General features: G+C 70.7%; 13 protein-coding genes. 6 read left to right on the top strand and 7 right to left on the bottom strand.

All coding sequences use genetic code 11. The annotated features are described in order from the left end of the window. Positions 1-145 precede the first annotated feature (145 nt). Entirely contained in the window at positions 146-1,459 is a 1,314-nt protein-coding gene (locus OG607_RS25970) for a M28 family metallopeptidase (RefSeq protein ID WP_405728075.1), read from the top strand. Positions 1,460-1,469: 10 nt separating this feature from the next. Here OG607_RS25970 and OG607_RS25965 read toward each other — a convergent pair whose 3' ends face one another. Then, positions 1,470-2,801, bottom strand: a complete 1,332-nt coding sequence (locus OG607_RS25965; RefSeq protein WP_405728072.1) for an MFS transporter — start codon at positions 2,799-2,801, stop codon at positions 1,470-1,472. A gap of 31 nt (positions 2,802-2,832) precedes the next feature. Then, positions 2,833-3,210, bottom strand: coding sequence for a MarR family winged helix-turn-helix transcriptional regulator (locus OG607_RS25960; RefSeq protein ID WP_405737044.1), 378 nt, complete (start codon positions 3,208-3,210; stop codon positions 2,833-2,835). A gap of 199 nt (positions 3,211-3,409) precedes the next feature. Here OG607_RS25960 and OG607_RS25955 point away from each other — a divergent pair, with 199 nt between their 5' ends. Further along, positions 3,410-3,625: a ribbon-helix-helix protein, CopG family gene (locus OG607_RS25955; RefSeq protein ID WP_405728069.1), complete on the top strand. Its 216-nt coding sequence runs from the start codon at positions 3,410-3,412 to the stop codon at positions 3,623-3,625. On the opposite strand, the gene OG607_RS25950 is transcribed toward OG607_RS25955, so the two are convergent. Continuing rightward, positions 3,592-5,049, bottom strand: a complete 1,458-nt coding sequence (locus OG607_RS25950) for an NCS2 family permease (RefSeq protein WP_405728066.1) — start codon at positions 5,047-5,049, stop codon at positions 3,592-3,594. The genes OG607_RS25955 and OG607_RS25950 overlap by 34 nt on opposite strands. A gap of 201 nt (positions 5,050-5,250) precedes the next feature. On the opposite strand from OG607_RS25950, the gene OG607_RS25945 reads away from it, so the two are divergent. After that, complete coding sequence (locus tag OG607_RS25945; protein WP_405728063.1) at positions 5,251-5,544, top strand: DUF2530 domain-containing protein; 294 nt, start codon at positions 5,251-5,253, stop codon at positions 5,542-5,544. An 85-nt stretch (positions 5,545-5,629) separates the two neighbouring features. Further along, complete coding sequence (locus OG607_RS25940) at positions 5,630-8,026, top strand: HAD-IC family P-type ATPase (RefSeq protein ID WP_405728060.1); 2,397 nt, start codon at positions 5,630-5,632, stop codon at positions 8,024-8,026. Positions 8,027-8,029: 3 nt separating this feature from the next. On the opposite strand, the gene OG607_RS25935 is transcribed toward OG607_RS25940, so the two are convergent. The 4 genes from OG607_RS25935 to OG607_RS25920 all read right to left on the bottom strand — a co-directional run bounded on the left by OG607_RS25935 (position 8,030) and on the right by OG607_RS25920 (position 14,209). Next, complete coding sequence (locus OG607_RS25935; RefSeq protein WP_405728057.1) at positions 8,030-8,815, bottom strand: DUF5707 domain-containing protein; 786 nt, start codon at positions 8,813-8,815, stop codon at positions 8,030-8,032. A gap of 196 nt (positions 8,816-9,011) precedes the next feature. Then, positions 9,012-9,770: a calcium-binding protein gene (locus OG607_RS25930; RefSeq protein ID WP_405728054.1), complete on the bottom strand. Its 759-nt coding sequence runs from the start codon at positions 9,768-9,770 to the stop codon at positions 9,012-9,014. A gap of 164 nt (positions 9,771-9,934) precedes the next feature. Continuing rightward, on the bottom strand, positions 9,935-13,108 hold the full coding sequence (locus OG607_RS25925; RefSeq protein ID WP_405728052.1) for a sacsin N-terminal ATP-binding-like domain-containing protein: 3,174 nt from the start codon (positions 13,106-13,108) through the stop codon (positions 9,935-9,937). A 219-nt stretch (positions 13,109-13,327) separates the two neighbouring features. Next, positions 13,328-14,209 carry a DUF3027 domain-containing protein gene (locus OG607_RS25920; RefSeq protein WP_405737042.1) on the bottom strand — a complete coding sequence of 294 codons (882 nt, stop codon included), beginning with the start codon at positions 14,207-14,209 and terminating at the stop codon, positions 13,328-13,330. Positions 14,210-14,446: 237 nt separating this feature from the next. Here OG607_RS25920 and OG607_RS25915 point away from each other — a divergent pair, with 237 nt between their 5' ends. After that, on the top strand, positions 14,447-15,844 hold the full coding sequence (locus OG607_RS25915) for an MFS transporter (protein ID WP_405728049.1): 1,398 nt from the start codon (positions 14,447-14,449) through the stop codon (positions 15,842-15,844). Positions 15,845-15,871: 27 nt separating this feature from the next. Next, on the top strand, positions 15,872-16,354 hold the full coding sequence (locus tag OG607_RS25910; RefSeq protein WP_405728046.1) for a hypothetical protein: 483 nt from the start codon (positions 15,872-15,874) through the stop codon (positions 16,352-16,354). Position 16,355 lies beyond the last annotated feature (1 nt).

Below are 16,355 nucleotides of genomic sequence, written 5' to 3'. Positions count from 1 at the left end.
CGGGTTATCCCTACAACGCCCGATTTTCGTGGCGGTACGCCCGGTATGTGCTTGACGGGCATACGGAGAGACCACAGGATCATGCACACGTCAAAACTTGGCGTGTGTTCGTAAAAGTTCCCCCCACACCTTCCCGGAGTCCATCGTGTCGTCAGCACTGCAAGCCCGCTTACTCACGGCCGCGCTGAGCGCCGCCGCTCTCGCCGCCGTCGCCCTGGCCGTGCCCGCAGGGCAGGCCACCGCCGCCCAGACCCTCGCCGCGCCCGACATCTCCGTCACCAACGTCAAGGCCCACCTCACGCAGCTCCAGTCGATCGCCACCGCCAACAGCGGCAACCGGGCCCACGGCAGGGCCGGTTACAAGGCGTCCGTCGACTACGTGAAGGCAAAGCTGGACGCAGCCGGGTTCACGACCACGCTGCAGACGTTCACCTCCAGCGGTTCCACCGGCTACAACGTCATCGCGGACTGGCCGGGCGGGGACACCGACAACGTGATCATGGCCGGGGCCCACCTGGACTCCGTGACCGCGGGGCCGGGCATCAATGACAACGGCTCGGGTTCGGCGGCCATCCTGGAGACGGCGCTGACGGTCGCGAGCAGTGGCTACCAGCCGACCAAGCATCTGCGGTTCGCCTGGTGGGGGGCCGAGGAGCTGGGGATGATCGGCTCGACGTACTACGTGAACAGCCTCTCGACCGCCAACAAGGCGAAGATCGACGGGTATCTGAACTTCGACATGATCGGGTCGCCGAACCCCGGCTACTTCGTCTATGACGACGACGCCACGATCGAAGCGGTGTTCAAGGACTGGTTCACCGCGAAGGGCATCGCGACCGAGATCGAGACCGAGGGTGACGGCCGCTCGGACCACGCGCCGTTCGACGACGCGGGGATACCGATCGGCGGGCTGTTCAGCGGGGCCGACTACATCAAGACCACCGCTCAGGCGGCGAAGTGGGGCGGTACGTCGGGCAAGGCCTTCGACGCCTGCTACCACGCGTCCTGCGACACCGCGTCGAACATCAACGACACCGCGCTGGACAACAACAGCGACGCCATCGCCAACGCGATCTGGACCCTGAGCGGCACCGCCACGACCCCGCCGACCGGCACGAGCTTCGAGAACACCACCGACGTCACGATCGGCGACAACAGCACGGCCGTCGAATCGCCGATCACGGTCACCGGCGTCACCGGCAACGCGCCCGCGGCGCTCGCGGTCGCCGTCGACATCAAGCACACCTGGCGTGGCGATCTGGTGATCGACCTCGTGGCGCCGGACGGCAGCACATACCGCCTGAAGAGCTCCAGCAGCAGCGACTCGGCCGACAACGTCATCACGACCTACACGGTCAACGCGTCGACCGAGACGGCCAACGGCACCTGGAAGCTGCGCGTACAGGACGTCGCGGCCCAGGACACCGGCTACATCGACAGCTGGAAACTCACCTTCTGATCACACGGCATCACGCGGCCGCGGCGAGCTCCGGCTCACGAGGCACCAGGGCGATCAGCTGACGGTCTTTCCCCGGGTGGAGGTCGATCTTCACCTTCAGGCCGCCCACCCGGGCAAGGACCAGGCCGACGCAGGCGGCAGCGGCGGCGGCGATGAGGCCGCCGCTCAGGAAGCCGACCCGGGCGCCGTAGGTCTCGGTGACCCAGCCCATGACGGGGCCGCCGATCGGGGTGCCGCCTACGAAGACCATCATGAACAGGGCCATGACGCGGCCGCGCATCGCCGGGTCGGTGGCGAGCTGGATGCTGGCGTTGGCCGTGGTGTTGAAGGTGAGGCCGAAGATCCCGATCGGGGCCAGCAGCAGGACGAAGATCCAGTACGCGGGCGCCAGCGCGGCCAGGGCCTCCAGCATTCCGAAGCCGAAGGCGGCGGCGACCAGAAGCCGCATGCGCGTCTTGCCGCGGCGGGCGGCCAGCAGCGCGCCGACCACCGACCCGACGGCCATGAGGGTGTTGAAGAGGCCGTACATGCCGGCGTCCCCGTGGTAGACGTCGTGGACGAAGGCGGTGAGCCAGATGGGGAAGTTGAAGGCGAAGGTGCCGATGAACCCCGTCAGGACGATCGGCCAGATCAGCTCGGGGCGTCCGGCGACGTAGCGCAGGCCTTCGCGCAGCTGGCCCTTGCCGCGCGGAGCGCGCTGGACGACGTGCAGTTCGCCGGTGCGCATGAGCAGCAGGCCGGTCAGGGGCGCCAGGAAGGACAGGCCGTTGAAGAGGAAGGCCCAGCCACTGCCGACGGCGGTGATCAGGGCGCCTGCGACGGCGGGGCCGATCAGCCGGGCGCTCTGGAAGTTGGCGGAGTTCAGCGAGACGGCGTTGCGGACATCGGCGGGGCCGACCATTTCGACGACGAAGGCCTGGCGGGAGGGGTTGTCGACGACGGTGACCATGCCGAGGCCGAAGGCGATCGCGTAGACGTGCCAGACCTGGACGTGACCACTCAGCGTCAGCGCGGCGAGGGTGAGCCCGAGGGCGCCCATGGCGGCCTGGGTGCAGAGCAGGATCTGCCGCTTGGGGTAGCGGTCGGCGATGACACCGCCGTAGAGCCCGAAGAGCAGCATGGGCAGGAACTGGAGAGCGGTCGTGATGCCGACGGCGAACGAGGAGCCGGTGAGGCTCAGGACCAGCCAGTCCTGGGCGATCCGGGACATCCAGGTGCCGGTGTTGGAGACGAGGCCGCCTGCGGCGAAGAGCCGGTAGTTACGGTTTCTCAGTGAGCTGAAGGTCGTCGTCGTGGCGGTCTTCGGTTCGGGTGCGGCGTCTGATGCGGCTGCCGAACTCAATCGGGGTTCGCCTCCTCGTTAGTGGTTTTCCTTATAGCTGTGCGAGCTTCTCCAGGACGGGCGCGGCCTCGCGCAGCACCGCGCGCTCCTCGTCGGTGAGGCGCTCGGTGAGCTGCGCAAGCCAGGCGTTCCGCTTGCGGCGGCTCTCGACCAGCATCGCCTCGGCCTGTTCGGTCTGCCTGACGACGACCTGGCGGCGATCGTCCGGATGGGGGTCCCGGCGGACCAGGCCCTTGGCCTCGAGCATGGCCACGATGCGGGTCATCGAGGGCGGCTGGACGTGCTCCTTGCGGGCCAGCTCCCCCGGCGTGGCGGTGCCGCAGCGGGTGAGGGTGGCGAGCACCGACATCTCTGTCGCGCTGAGCGATTCGTCCACCCGCTGGTGGCGCAGCCGCCGCGACAGCCGCATGACGGCGGATCGCAGCGAGTTGACCGCGGCGCGGTCGTCCTCGGAGAGTTCGGTCACGCTATTTAGGCTAGCTCATTACCTACGCTAAGGAAACTCCGCGGCGGCGCGGCAAACACGTCTGTGCCCGATGTCACCCGTCCGAGTGAGTTCGTCCCGGAAAGGGCCGCGCGATGAGGTATGGGGACCGGACCCTGGCTGCATGGCTGCTACGAGAGTGCTCAGCATGCGCATAGACGGGGACCTGCTGGACCGCCTCCATGCGCATGCCGCAAAACGCGGAATGAGCGTCCAGGACTACATAGTCCGGACGCTCATCCGCGATGACTTCGACGAGCGGCTCAAGGCCTCCGTCGATGAGACCGAGAGGTTCTACGAGGCGGCCTACGAGGCCAGCCCCAGCGCCGGCATCAGGTAGTAGAAGGCGAAGACGCCCGCCACCACGTAGAGCGCCGGCGGCACCTCGCGGCCCCGCCCGACGGCGAGCCGCAGCACGCAGAAGACGATGAAGCCGATGCCGATGCCATTGGTGATGGAGTACGTGAACGGCATCAGCAGCATGGTCAGGAACGCCGGGACGGCGATCGTGAAGTCGCTCCAGTCGATGTCCCGGATGCCGCCCGCAAGGATCAGGAAGCCCACCGCGACCAGCGCGGGAGTGGCTGCCTGGGCCGGGACCATGGTGGCGACCGGCGTGAGGAACAGCGCGACCACGAACAGCAGGCCGGTGACGACCGAGGCCAGCCCGGTGCGCGCGCCCTCGCCCGCACCGGCGGTGGACTCCGCGAAGCAGGTGTTGGCGGAGCTGGAGCTGAAGCCACCGGCGGCGGTGGCGATGCCGTCGACCATCAGGACCTTGTTCATGCCGGGCAGGTCGCCCTTGTCGTCCAGCAGGTGCGCCTCGTCACTCACGCCGAGGATCGTGCCCATCGCGTCGAAGAAGCAGCTCAGCAGCACGGTGAAGACGAAGAGCGCACCGGTCAGCACGCCGACCTGGCCGAAGCCGCCGAAGAGGCTGACCTTGCCGAGAAGCCCGAAGTCCGGGGAGGCGACCGGGTTGCCCGGCCACTGCGGGACGGTGAGGCCCCAGGCGGCGGGCTTGATGTCCACGACCGCGTCGACGATGACCGCGAGCCCGGTCATGGCGACGATGCTGATGAGGATCGCGCCCGGCGTCCTGCGGATGATCAGGGTGAGGGTCAGCAGGGTGCCGAGGATGAAGATCAGCACCGGCCACCCGTTCAGGTGACCGTCCGCGCCCAGCTGGAGCGGCACGGTGGTGTGCGCGGCGTCCGGGATGCGCGTGACGAAGCCGCCGTCGACCAGGCCGATCAGCATGATGAACAGGCCGATGCCGATGGCGATCGCCTTGCGCAGGCCGAGCGGGACCGCGTTCATCACGCGCTCGCGCAGGCCGGTCGCCACCAGGATCATGATCGCGAAGCCGGCCAGCACCACCATGCCCATCGCGTCCGGCCAGCTCATCTTCGGCGCGAGCTGCAGCGCGACCACGCTGTTCACACCGAGCCCGGCGGCGAGCGCGATCGGGACGTTGCCGACGACGCCCATGAGCAGGGTGGTGAAGGCGGCGGTCACGACGGTGGCGGTGACCAGCTGGCCGCCGTTGAGGTGGTGACCGAACTTGTCGGTGCCCGAGCTGAGGATGATCGGGTTCAGCACGATGATGTAGGCCATCGCGAAGAAGGTGGCCAGGCCGCCGCGGATCTCGCGGGGGATCGAGGAGCCCCGCTCGGAGATCCTGAAGAAGCGGTCAAGGCCACTGGTCGGCGGCTCGGGGCGCAGCGGGGCTGCTTCGACCGAGGTGGGGGCCGAGGAGGACATGCGGGGTCCTTGCGTGTGCGGGCGCAGTGCGGGTGCGGCGCGCTTGGAGAGTGCGGGGTGGAGATGCAGGTCGGAGATGCGGGTTTGGAGATTGCTACGAAAGAATCCGGCCGGAACCAGACGGTTTCAGTATGAACATATAGCCGCCGCGAACGCTATCTCCGCGCGTAGATGTCCGCCCGGAGCGCATACGCTGTGCGCATGCGACTGAGCAAGTGGACGACGCCGGAGCGCGAGGCGCCCGAGGCCTTGGAGGCGAACGACGTCGCGACGGTCACGATCGGCACGATCGTGTGGTTCGCGCTCTTCGTCGTCCAGCTGCCCTTCTACGGCTGGTACGCCGACCACGGCCACACCTGGTGGATCTGGACCTGCCTGGCCGGCGCGGGCCTCGGCCTCATCGGGCTGTGGTACGTGCGCGCCCGGCGGGACGCACTGCGCCGGGCTGCGGCAGCGGTATCAGAGGAGGGCGGTACGGGTCAGCCTCAGGAATGAGGCCGACCCCGAGATACCCCTGGATGTCCCGAAGGGGACGGATCTCCAGGGGTGCCGGAGGCCATCGGCACGTACCGTCGAACTCATGACGGATCGCGTGCAGACCGAAGTGGCCCCGAAAGCCGGGCTGACCACAGCGCAGGTCGCCGAGCGGGTCGCGCGCGGGGAGGTCAACGACGTACCCGTACGGTCGTCGCGCTCGATGGCCGAAATCGTACGGGCGAATGTCTTCACGCGGTTCAACGCGATCATCGGCGGGCTGTTCCTGGTCATCCTGGTCGTGGGGCCGATCCAGGACGGCCTGTTCGGCTTCGTCATCGTCGCGAACACCGCGATCGGCATCATCCAGGAATGGCGCGCCAAGAAGACCCTGGACAGCCTGGCCGTCATCGGCGAGGCCAAGCCCACGGTCCGGCGGGACGGCGCCGCCGTCCCGGTGTCCACCTCGGAGATCGTGCTCGACGACGTCATCGAACTGGGCCCCGGAGACAAGGTGGTGGTCGACGGCGAGGTCGTGGAGGCCGACAGCCTGGAAATCGACGAATCCCTGCTCACCGGTGAAGCCGACCCGGTCGTCAAGCGCCCCGGGGACACCGTCATGTCCGGCAGCTTCGTGGTCGCCGGCGGCGGGGCCTTCGCCGCGACGAAGGTCGGCCGGGAGGCGTACGCCGCGCAACTCGCCGAGGAGGCCAGCCGCTTCACCCTCGTCCACTCCGAACTGCGCAGCGGCATCAGCCAGATCCTGAAGTACGTCACCTGGATGATGATCCCGACCGCGATCGGCCTGATCATCAGCCAGCTCGTCGTCGAACGCCACGACTGGCGCGAGGCGGTCCGCCGCATGATCGGCGGCATCGTCCCCATGGTCCCCGAGGGGCTGGTGCTGCTCACCTCGATGGCCTTCGCGATCGGCGTGATCCGGCTCGGCCGCAAGCAGTGCCTCGTCCAGGAGCTGCCGGCCATCGAGGGGCTCGCCCGGGTCGATGTCGTCTGCCTCGACAAGACCGGCACCCTCACCGAGGGCGGCATGGACATCGCCGAGCTGCGGCCCCTCGCGGACCACGACAACGCCTACGTACGCAAAGTCCTCGGCGCCCTCGGAGCCGCCGACCCGCGCCCCAACGCCAGCCTGGAAGCGATCATCTCCGCCTACGCCGCCGACGCCGACCCCGGCTGGCGCTGCACCGAGGCGCTCCCCTTCTCCTCGGCCCGCAAGTACAGCGGCGCCGCCTTCAACGAGCCCGACGGCGACAGCAGTACGTGGCTCCTGGGCGCCCCCGATGTCCTCCTCCCGGCCACGGACCCCGCCCTCGCCGAGGTCGACGGCCTCAATGACCAGGGCCTGCGCGTCCTCCTCCTCGCCCGGGCCCGCAAGGACCTCAACGATCCGGCTGTGGGGAGCGCCGTCACCCCCGCCGCCCTCGTCGTCCTGGAGCAGCGGCTGCGCCCCGACGCCGCCGACACGCTGCGCTACTTCGCCGAGCAGGACGTCCACGCCAAGGTCATCTCCGGCGACAACGCCATCTCCGTCGGCGCCGTCGCCGGCAAGCTCGGCCTGCCCGGCGCCGAACGCACCGTGGACGCCCGCCACCTGCCCGCCGACCGGCACGCCATGGGGGCCGAGCTGGACCGCGCCGCCGTCTTCGGCCGCGTCAGCCCGCAGCAGAAGCGGGACATGGTCGGCGCGCTGCAGTCGCGCGGCCACAACGTCGCGATGACCGGCGACGGGGTCAATGACGTGCTCGCCCTGAAGGACGCCGACATCGGGGTGTCCATGGGCTCGGGCAGTGAGGCGACCCGGGCCGTCGCCCAGATCGTCCTGCTCAACAACAGTTTCGCCACACTGCCCTCGGTGGTCGCTGAGGGGCGGCGCGTGATCGGCAACATCACGCGCGTGGCCACCCTCTTCCTCACCAAGACCGTCTACTCGGTGCTGCTCGCGGTACTGGTCGCCATCTGGCAGGTGCCCTATCCCTTCCTGCCCCGGCACCTCACCCTGCTGTCCACCCTCAGCATCGGCATCCCCGCCTTCTTCCTGGCGCTGGCCCCCAACAAGGAGCGCGCCAAGCCGCACTTCGTACGGCGGGTGATGCGCTACTCGCTCCCGGCCGGGCTCATCGCGGGCGCCGCCACCTTCGTGACGTATCTGCTGGCCCGCCACCACTACCGGGGCGCGGGCGCGCTGGACGCCGAGACCAGCGCCGCCACCCTCACGCTCTTCCTGATCTCGATGTGGGTGCTGGCGATCGTCGCCCGCCCCTACACCTGGTGGCGGATCCTGCTAGTGCTCTCGATGGGCGCCGGCTTCCTGATCGTGCTGGCCACACCCTCGCTGCAGGAGTTCTTCGCGCTCAAGCTGGTCGGCACGCAGGGGCCGTGGACGGCCGTCGCGGTGGCGGCGGCGGCCGGGGTGGTACTGGAGGTCGCGTGGCGCCAGGCCGCCGTGACGGACGGTGACCCGGCGCCGCGTACCGTCGCTTAGCGCTTATCTGACATCGACGAAGTCGCCGTAGGTCGTCGCGGTCCCGGTGGTGCCCGTGCCCGCGAACACGAAGCGGTAGAAGCCGTCGACCGTGGCCTTGGTGGTGGCCCTGAGCGTGCCGGTGCTGCTGGTCTTCACCGTCTTCACGTCGGTGTAGGTGTCGCTGCCCTTCTTGCGGAACTGCAGCTTCACCGACTGGGTGCTGTAGCCCCTGTACGTATGGGTCTCCCAGTTCGCGCGGCTCAGCTTTCCGGTGACCGTGATGGTCTTGCCCTTCTTCACCGGCTCGGGGGCGGCGTTGACGGTCAGCCTGGCGGCGCGCTTCACCTTGGCGTGCGAGTACTCCTCCAGGAAGACGTAGTTGCCGTCATTGCCGACGGCCTGGACGGCCACCTTCCACGTACCGGCCAGGGCGTTCTTGTAGAGATCGGTCCGCGGGTCGACGGTGATGGTGAGCTTGCAGGTCGAGCTGGTGGGATCGGACGCCGACGCGGTGCACGTACCGGCGTTCTCGTTCGGGAAGAGCCCACCGTCGAGGTCCTCTATGTTCGACCCGTGCCACAGCGCGAGCAGGCCGTTGCTGATGCCGGAGTCGTCGGTCGCGGTCACCGTGACCGTGATCTTCTTCTTGACGGTCGTGCCGAGCACGATGTCCTGACCCCCGTTGACGGAGACCTTCGTGATCGCGGTGTCGCCCTCGCCCTCGTCGGCATGCGCGACGGCCGGAAGAGCGAGCGCGGAAAGAGCCAGGGCGCCGGACATGGCTGCGCCAAGTATGCGAATACGCATGAAACCCCCCACAGGTTTTGACTGGACAGGAGGTCCTGACGAATCGTCAGAGACTGCTCCTCCCGCGGAGGCTAATGTCGGCACAGAATCTCCACAACGGCCTGAACTGTCACAAGACTGTCCCAAGGCGGAGCAAAATGCGGCAGGGCCGCCGGTCCGAGACCGGCGGCCCTGCCGCACACGTAATGACGCGTGACTACTGGACGTCGACCGAGTCGCCGGTCGCGCTCGTGCCGTGGGTGGTGCCGATGCCCGCGTAGCTGTAGCGGTAGGCACCGTCCACGGTCGCCGTGGTCGTGGCGGACAGGGCACCGGTGGAGGAGGAGGTGACCGTCTTCAGCGTGGTGTAGGAGCTGGCACCGGCCGCCTTGAACTGCAGGGAGACCGTCTGGTTGGCCATGGCGACATACTTGCCGGTGTCCCAGCTGGCGCGGGTCAGGGTGCCCTTGACCGTGATGGTCTTGCCCTTCTTCACCGGCTCGGGGGCGGCGTCGGTGGTCAGATGGGAGGTGCGCTGGACCTTGGTGGGGGCGAGGCCGCTCTTGCCGATGAGGTTTTCGTCGCTGTCCTGGGCGAGCGCCATCAGGTACCAGGTGGTGGCGTCGCTGTTGGCGAGCAGGGTCGGGTCGGCGACGATGCTCTGGACGCAGGTCGCGGTGGTCGCGTCGACGGTGGTGCAGGTCGCCGGGTTCTCGCCGACCATGACGTTGGCCGGGTCGGCCGAGGAGCCGCGGTAGAGGTCGGCCTCCACGTAGGTCAGCGCGTAGGCGTGCGTGACCGTGAAGGTCACCTTGACTGTCTTCGTGGCGGTGGTGCCGACGTAGATCGGCTGGCCGCCGTTGACCACCACGTTGGAGTACGTGGTGGGGATCTCCACGGCGTTGGCGGCAGGCACGGCGAAGGCGGAGAGAGCCAGAGCGCCGGAAACGGCAGCTGCGGCAGTACGTATGCGCATGATTCTCCACAAGACTCAGGACGTCCCGCGGCGCCCGACGGAAGGGGCGCAGCACGCGGCGACGTCAACTGGCCGAAACTCTATGCTTAATCCTCAGATCTTCACAACGCGAAAACGATCTGCACACCGCGCCGATACGAAATCTTTAGTTTTCAACAGCGGGTTCAGTCGAACCAGCGGTCCCGCGCCAGCTCCTCCGTCCGGGTCGGGTCCTCCAGCAGTGCCGCGACCTCGAACCGCCGCTGCCACTGCCCGGAGGCCCAGGCCAGACCGGCCGCGACGCCTTCCACCGTGGCCGCGTGCAGTACGCCGTCCACCCAGCGCCAGTCCACCTCGATGCCACCGTCGCCGCCCTCGACCAGCAATTCCTCGTGCTCGACGTACGAAAGCGGAGCGCCCGGCAGCAATTCCCGCACCGCGTCCGGGACCTCGTGCGGCTCGCCCTGCGAAATCACCGGGGCCGTAAAGGCCTCGCTCAGCCGGCGCACCTGGAAAAGCTCCGCCAATTCGGCGGCACGGAAAGGCGGTACGGGCAGCAGGGGCAGACCCTCGGCGAGCGGCAGCAGATCGGGAGCGTCCGCCACCAGAGCCTCGGCGGCTTCCACAACGACCACATTCCGGCCATCGACCACGGCCCGGAGGTCGTCCGGCAGGGTCACCTGCTCGGGGTCGAGGCCGGCCAGCTCGGTGTACAGCCGATGCAGTTGCGCGGGGGACACCGGCCGCCCGGGATCGGCGAGGCGGGCCAGCAGCTCGGCGGCGCCCCCGGGCTCGTCCAGGAGGGCGGCGACGGACGTCCGCACCCCCAGGGCCCGCAGCACCTGCTCGTCGGCGGCGCCGGCCTCGACCTCCTCGTAGAGCCCGGCGAGCAGCGGGTCACCGCCGGCGGAGCGCAGGCCGACGGGGCGGCGGCCGTCCAGGACGGGGTGGTCGCGGAGCCACCAGGCGGCGTACGGGCGTACGGACTCGGTGGTGCCGTCGGGCAGCAGGACCCGTACGGGCTGGGTGATCGCGTCCCGCAGCGGGGGGCGCGACAGCATGGCCAGGGCCTGCGGCCAGGCGTCGTCGTCGACGAGATCCAGGTCGCGGACGGCGATCAGCTCGGTGGCGACCGGCGGGACGTCTGCCTCGGGGAGCTGATCGAGGACGTCCTCGCACCACACGTCCACCGCGTCCAGCAGCCCGGCGTCGTCCGGCTCGGCCCACTCGCTCTCGCGCGGCTCCAGCTCGTCCGGGTCGAGGACCACATCGGTGGCCCGGACCAGGGCGAAGGTGGCCAGGACGCCGACAGCGGTCAGCGGCTGCTCGCCCCAGCGGGCGGCCAGATCGGCGTCGACCGCGCCGAGCTCGTCCTCCCGGATGACCTGCTCGAAAGCCGAGCCGGGCAGCACCAGCTCGCCGGCCGGGGCCAGCTCGCCCTCGTCGTCCGGCAGGGCCAGCGCGCCCAGCCAGGGCTCGTCGCCGGGGGCGAGGTTCGCCGCCCGTACGAGCCCGAGGACGACCTCGGCCAGCTCCTCCGGGTCCAGCGCGTCCTCGTCCCATGCCGACTCGCCCGCGTCCAGCGACCCGGCCACCGCCGCCCGCACCTGCGGGGTCGTCAGCACCGCCCGGGGCGTCGCCGGGGTCGCCCCCAGCTTCTCCAGCAGCGGATGCGCGGCCTCGGGGTCGGCCACCCGCAGCCCCAGCCGGGCCAGCTCTGCCGCGGCGGGCAGGGCGTCGCGGGCGGCGGGCTCGCTGTCCCCGTACACCGTGTCCATTTCCGGCAGCGGCAGCAGCACCTGCCGGGGCCCCACCACGGTCCGGCCGTCCGCCAGCGGCACGGGCAGACCGCTGAGGCGGTCCGGGTCCGTCCCCGCCAGGGCGTCGTACAGCCGCCGCCACCAGGCCGCCGGGCGCTCGGCCCCGCCGAGGCGGTCGATCGCGTCGCCCAGCGGCAGCCGCGCCACGCCCAGCGCCCGCAGCTCGGGGCGCCGCTCCAGCCCGTACGGCAACAGGGTCGGGAACACCTCCCCCAGCACCTCGACCGTCGCCGCGCTCGCGCCCTCCAGCACCTCGGCCTCGACCGGGCGCATGGCCTCCGGGTCGCGGTCCTCGCCGTCCTCGGGCTCCGGCACCACGGCACGCGGCAGGAACGCCGTGCGCGGCAGCGCCGCCAGCACGCGCTCCCGCAGCTTCCCGTCCAGCTCGCCCTTGCCCAGCGGCCCCGGCACCAGGTCCACGATCCCGGCGCCGACCGGACGCCACTCGGCCAGCAGCCTGACGTAGGCCTCCGCCGCCCGCTCGATCACGAACTGCGTCAGCGGGCCCGGCGCGGCATGCCGCCGGGTCGGGTCCAGCGGCAGCGACGCGATCAGCAGCGCGGGCAGCCCCAGCGGCTCCTCGGTGGGCGTCGGCGCGTGCACATACGCCGCCGTGCGGGGGCGCGCCGGGGCGCCCTCCTCGTCCACGGGCACGGCCCAGGTCAGCGACCACACCGGGCGCAGCCGCTCCTCGACCGGGCGGTCCGCCAGCAGCCCCGGCTCCAGCCGGCCGGCGGCGCTCACGGTGCGCCAGCGGGTCGTCCCGGCGGCGCTGTCCTCGATGAGGACCGTGCCGTCCTCGTGCTGACGGCGCGTCATGGTCCGTACGCCCTCCGGCGTGTCGACCACGACCTCGTCCAGGCCGGTCAGCGTCAGCAGCAGCGCGTCGTCGATCCCGGCGAGGAGACGTTCCGCCAGGTCCTCGGCCGCCCCGTCGCGCAACGGCAGCACGATCACCGTGTCGTACCCGTCCGGCGCGGTGCCCTCGGCGGGCAGCGGCAGGCGCAGCGTCGGGACGTGCCCGTCGCGCCGGCGCAGTTCGTCCGCCAGCGCCGGGATGCCCGTCACCAGGTCACGGGCCTCGGCCAGGGACCAGCGGACGCCGCCGGTCCGGCTGACGACCGCCGGTTCGTCGCTCACGGCCAGGACGGCGGAGAAGCCGACGCCGAAGCGGCCGACGGTGTCCTGCGCGTCGTCCTCGCGCTTCGCGCTGGCCCGCAGCGTCGACAGGGATTCGACGCCTGCCGCGTCCAGGTGCGCGCCGGTGTTCGCGGCGGCGAGCACGCCCTCGCGCAGCGTGAGGCGGAGCCGGCCCCGGGTTTTGCCGCGTACGGCGGCATCCGCCGCGTTCTGCGCCAGCTCGATCACCAGGCGGTCCCGGTAGCCGCCCAGCGCGAGGTCCTCCTCGGCGTTGGCGTCCTCCCGGAACCGGGCCGGTGACGCCGCCCACGCGTCCAGCACGCCGCGCCGCAGCCGCGCGGTCCCGAACGGATCGGCTCCGCCGTCCGGCTCCCGCCGCACCACTCCCGTGCCGCTCACGTTTTCGTCTCCCTGTGCCGTGTTCTGCGAAGCGTTGCCGTGCGTTGGCGACGTTACCGCGCGGCCGTGGGGTGCGTGGTTGCGGTACGGCGTCGTCTGCGGGCCGGCGGCCGAGGGAGATCCCCCACCCCGCCCCTTCCCGAAACCAGGGGCTCCGCCCCTGGACCCCGGTCCTCAAACGACGGACGGGCTGAATCAGCCCGTCCTCGGCTGAAAAACCTACGAGTGCCCCAGCTCCTCCGCCGGGCCGCCGTCCTCGACGGAACCGTGCCGGTCCGGGTGCAGCGGCAGCGGCTCGATCGCGGTCTCGTCGAGCACCGGCGCCGAGGGCTGCGGCGGCTTCGGCATCACAGCGGCCTCCGAGTGCCCGCCGCAGCCGTACGCCAGGGAGACGACACGCCCGTCGGCCGGGGAGAACTCGTTCGCGCAGACGCCGAAGGCCTGCCGCAGCGACCCCGCCAGCGGCACCAGGAAGCCGCAGCTGACGCACGGGGCAGGGGCGGCCTGGGCCATGGGTGTCTTGGGGCCGTACGCCTCCTCCCAACGGTCGGCCCCGGCGTGCAGCCCGTAGCGCGAAAGGACCCGGTGGCGGCCCATGCCGAGCTCTTCGGCGACGGAGCCGATGGAGCCCACCGCGGGCGGCCCGGCGGGTTCGAGGACGACGTCGTCCTCGCCGGCCGCGGCCGCGGTCTCGGCGACGACGGAGTTCGGGGGCGGGGTGTCCTCGCCGGACCAGCCGCCCTCCAGCCGGAGATCCTCGGCCTCGGTCGGGAGCAGGTCGCCGGGGCCCATGTCACCCGGACGGAGTCGCTCGCTCCAGGGAACCCACTCGGGGGCGAGGACGGCCTCGGGCCCGGGGACCAGGACGGTCTCGTCCAGGGTGACGGCCTTGGCCCGCGAGGCGCGCGTGAGGGTGACCGCCCAGCGCCAGCCCCGGTAGGCGGGCTCGTGGCAGGCGAAGAAGTGCGTGACGACCCGGTCCCCCTCGGCCACCGATCCGAGGTGATCGCCCACGGAGTCCGGCCCGAAGGCCTCCTCGGCCGCCGCAAGAGCGACATCGACCGCATCGGCGCACAGGCGGTCGGGGGTACGGCTTCGCATCGTCGTCGCACTCACAAGAATCGATTCTCTCCTACGCCGTTTCACGTGTGCGCCGGTCGAAGGCGGTAGCGGGGGGAGCAGCGGAGCGGACCATCGGACCGCGTCGACGCGAGCTTCCCGGACAACCTCGGGCGCACCTGTTGAACACCATTCTGCGGGATCGCACGCTATCGGTGCGCACTCTGTCCGCAAACGGAGGGTTGCAGATCGGGTAAAGATGCCGCCCGGTGGGGCAGTATGGCCAGCGTGGCACGCACGGTGACGTCCGGACCCGGACCGATTCGCAAGGCAGGGAACGCCCTCGCGCGCGTCGTGCACCGCTCGGGAAGCGCGACGCGACGCCGCGTCCGCCGCCATACGCACGCGGGCGGCGCGGGCGAGTCGGGCCTGGCGAAGCTGATCGAGCTGCACGCCGTGAACTCGGCCGGAGACATGCTGATCACGATCGCGCTGGCAAGCACGATCTTCTTCTCGGTCCCGACCGGCGAGGCGCGCGGCCGGGTGGCACTGTACCTGCTGGTCACCATGGCCCCGTTCGCCCTGCTCGCGCCGGTCATCGGCCCGCTGCTGGACCGTATCCCGCACGGCCGCCGGGCCGCTATGGCCATGTCCATGCTGACCCGGGCGATCCTGGCCTGGACGATGGCCGACCTCGTCTCGACGGCCGGGCTGGAGCTGTATCCGGCCGCGCTGGGCGTCCTGGTCGCGTCGAAGGCGTACGGCGTCGTACGGAGCGCGGTCGTGCCGCGCCTGCTCCCGGCCCGTACGACACTGGTGAAGGCCAATTCCCGGGTCACCCTCGCCGGGCTGCTGGCCACGGCGGTCGCCGCGCCCATAGGGGGCCTGCTGCACCTCATCTCCCCGGGAGCGCCGCTCTACGGGGCCTTCGTGGTCTTCGTCGGCGGCACGGTGCTGTCCTTCTCCCTCCCCCACAAGGTCGACTCGGCGAAGGGCGAGGCCCGGGCCCAGCTGACCTCGGGCGAGCACCACCTGCCCGGACACCATCCCTCCATGGAGAAGGAGGAGCCCGCCGCCCGCCCGGGGCTGCGCACCGTCGGACCCGCCGTGCTCAACGCGCTCGGCGCGAACGCGGCGCTGCGCTTCCTGTCCGGCTTCCTGACGCTGTTCCTGGCCTTCCTGCTGCGTGAGCAGCCGCTCGGCGGGCTGAGCGCGGCCTTCTCGCTCGGCGTGGTCGCGGTGGCGGCCGGCGCCGGGAACGCCTTCGGCACGGCGCTGGGGTCCTGGCTGCGGGCCCGGCCGCCGGAGAAGATCATCGCGACCGCGCTGACGTGCGCGCTGGTCGCCGTGACCTCGGCGGCGGCCTGGTACGGGCCGCTGACGATCGCGCTGGTCGCGGCGGTGGCCGGCATCTCGCAGGCTCTGAGCAAGCTGTCGCTGGACGCCACGATCCAGCGCGATGTGCCCGAGCAGTTCCGTACGTCGGCCTTCGCGCGCTCCGAGACGGCCCTGCAGATGGCCTGGGTGATCGGCGGAGCGCTGGGCATCGTGCTTCCGCTGAACGGCACGCTCGGCATGTCGGTGGCCGCCGCCGTGGTGGCGTCCGGGTTCTTGGTGGCGCTGCGCGGCCTGCGGGCGGCTCCTCGGCGCGGCGCGGGGCACCCGCGCGCGGCGTGACAGGAACCGCCCGGTAGCCTCACCCCCATGAGCATTCGCCGCCGTGCCGCCGTCATCGGTGCCGTGTCCCTCGGGCTGGTCGCCCTCTCCGCCTGCGAGAAGCCGACCCCGCTGGCGACCATCACCGTGGGCGACAAGACAGTGACCACCGAGGCCGCCTCGAAGTGCTACCTGGATGGCGGGAAACTCGCCACCGCTGCCTTCGCCGTCTGCCTGAACAACGCCAAGCCCACCCAGACGATCAAGGTGAGCGCCGGCGACACGGTGCGCATCGGAGTCGACCCGAAGATCGCCAAGAACGGCTGGCTGGTGGCCGCGGGCCTGTCCCAGAAGACCGACATCCTGACCGACAAGACGTACTGGACGCTGGGCGAGAAGGACTCCCTCTTCACCGACTCCACGACCGGCACCAGCGCCGACTCGGTGACCCTCAACATCATCGAGACCGACGGCAAGGACGCCAAGAACTACCTCGGCGTGTGGAAGGTCAAGCTCGTCAAGGAGGCGTAGT

The sequence above is a fragment of the Streptomyces sp. NBC_01537 genome (assembly GCF_045040445.1).
Classification (GTDB): Bacteria; Actinomycetota; Actinomycetes; order Streptomycetales; family Streptomycetaceae; genus Actinacidiphila.
Note: the sequence above shows the minus strand (reverse complement) of the source record. Positions and strands in the feature narration are given on the sequence as shown.

Excerpts from the sequence above, each read along its gene's own strand:
- OG607_RS25950 (WP_405728066.1), bottom strand. The coding sequence starts at position 5,049 with ATGTCCTCCTCGGCCCCCACCTCGGTCGAAGCAGCCCCGCTGCGCCCC.
- OG607_RS25910 (WP_405728046.1), top strand. The coding sequence starts at position 15,872 with ATGAGCATTCGCCGCCGTGCCGCCGTCATCGGTGCCGTGTCCCTCGGG.
- OG607_RS25935 (WP_405728057.1), bottom strand. The coding sequence starts at position 8,815 with ATGCGTATTCGCATACTTGGCGCAGCCATGTCCGGCGCCCTGGCTCTT.
- OG607_RS25940 (WP_405728060.1), top strand. The coding sequence starts at position 5,630 with ATGACGGATCGCGTGCAGACCGAAGTGGCCCCGAAAGCCGGGCTGACC.
- OG607_RS25945 (WP_405728063.1), top strand. The coding sequence starts at position 5,251 with ATGCGACTGAGCAAGTGGACGACGCCGGAGCGCGAGGCGCCCGAGGCC.
- OG607_RS25955 (WP_405728069.1), top strand. The coding sequence starts at position 3,410 with ATGGCTGCTACGAGAGTGCTCAGCATGCGCATAGACGGGGACCTGCTG.
- OG607_RS25920 (WP_405737042.1), bottom strand. The coding sequence starts at position 14,209 with ATGCGAAGCCGTACCCCCGACCGCCTGTGCGCCGATGCGGTCGATGTC.
- OG607_RS25930 (WP_405728054.1), bottom strand. The coding sequence starts at position 9,770 with ATGCGCATACGTACTGCCGCAGCTGCCGTTTCCGGCGCTCTGGCTCTC.
- OG607_RS25960 (WP_405737044.1), bottom strand. The coding sequence starts at position 3,210 with ATGCGGCTGTCGCGGCGGCTGCGCCACCAGCGGGTGGACGAATCGCTC.
- OG607_RS25915 (WP_405728049.1), top strand. The coding sequence starts at position 14,447 with ATGGCCAGCGTGGCACGCACGGTGACGTCCGGACCCGGACCGATTCGC.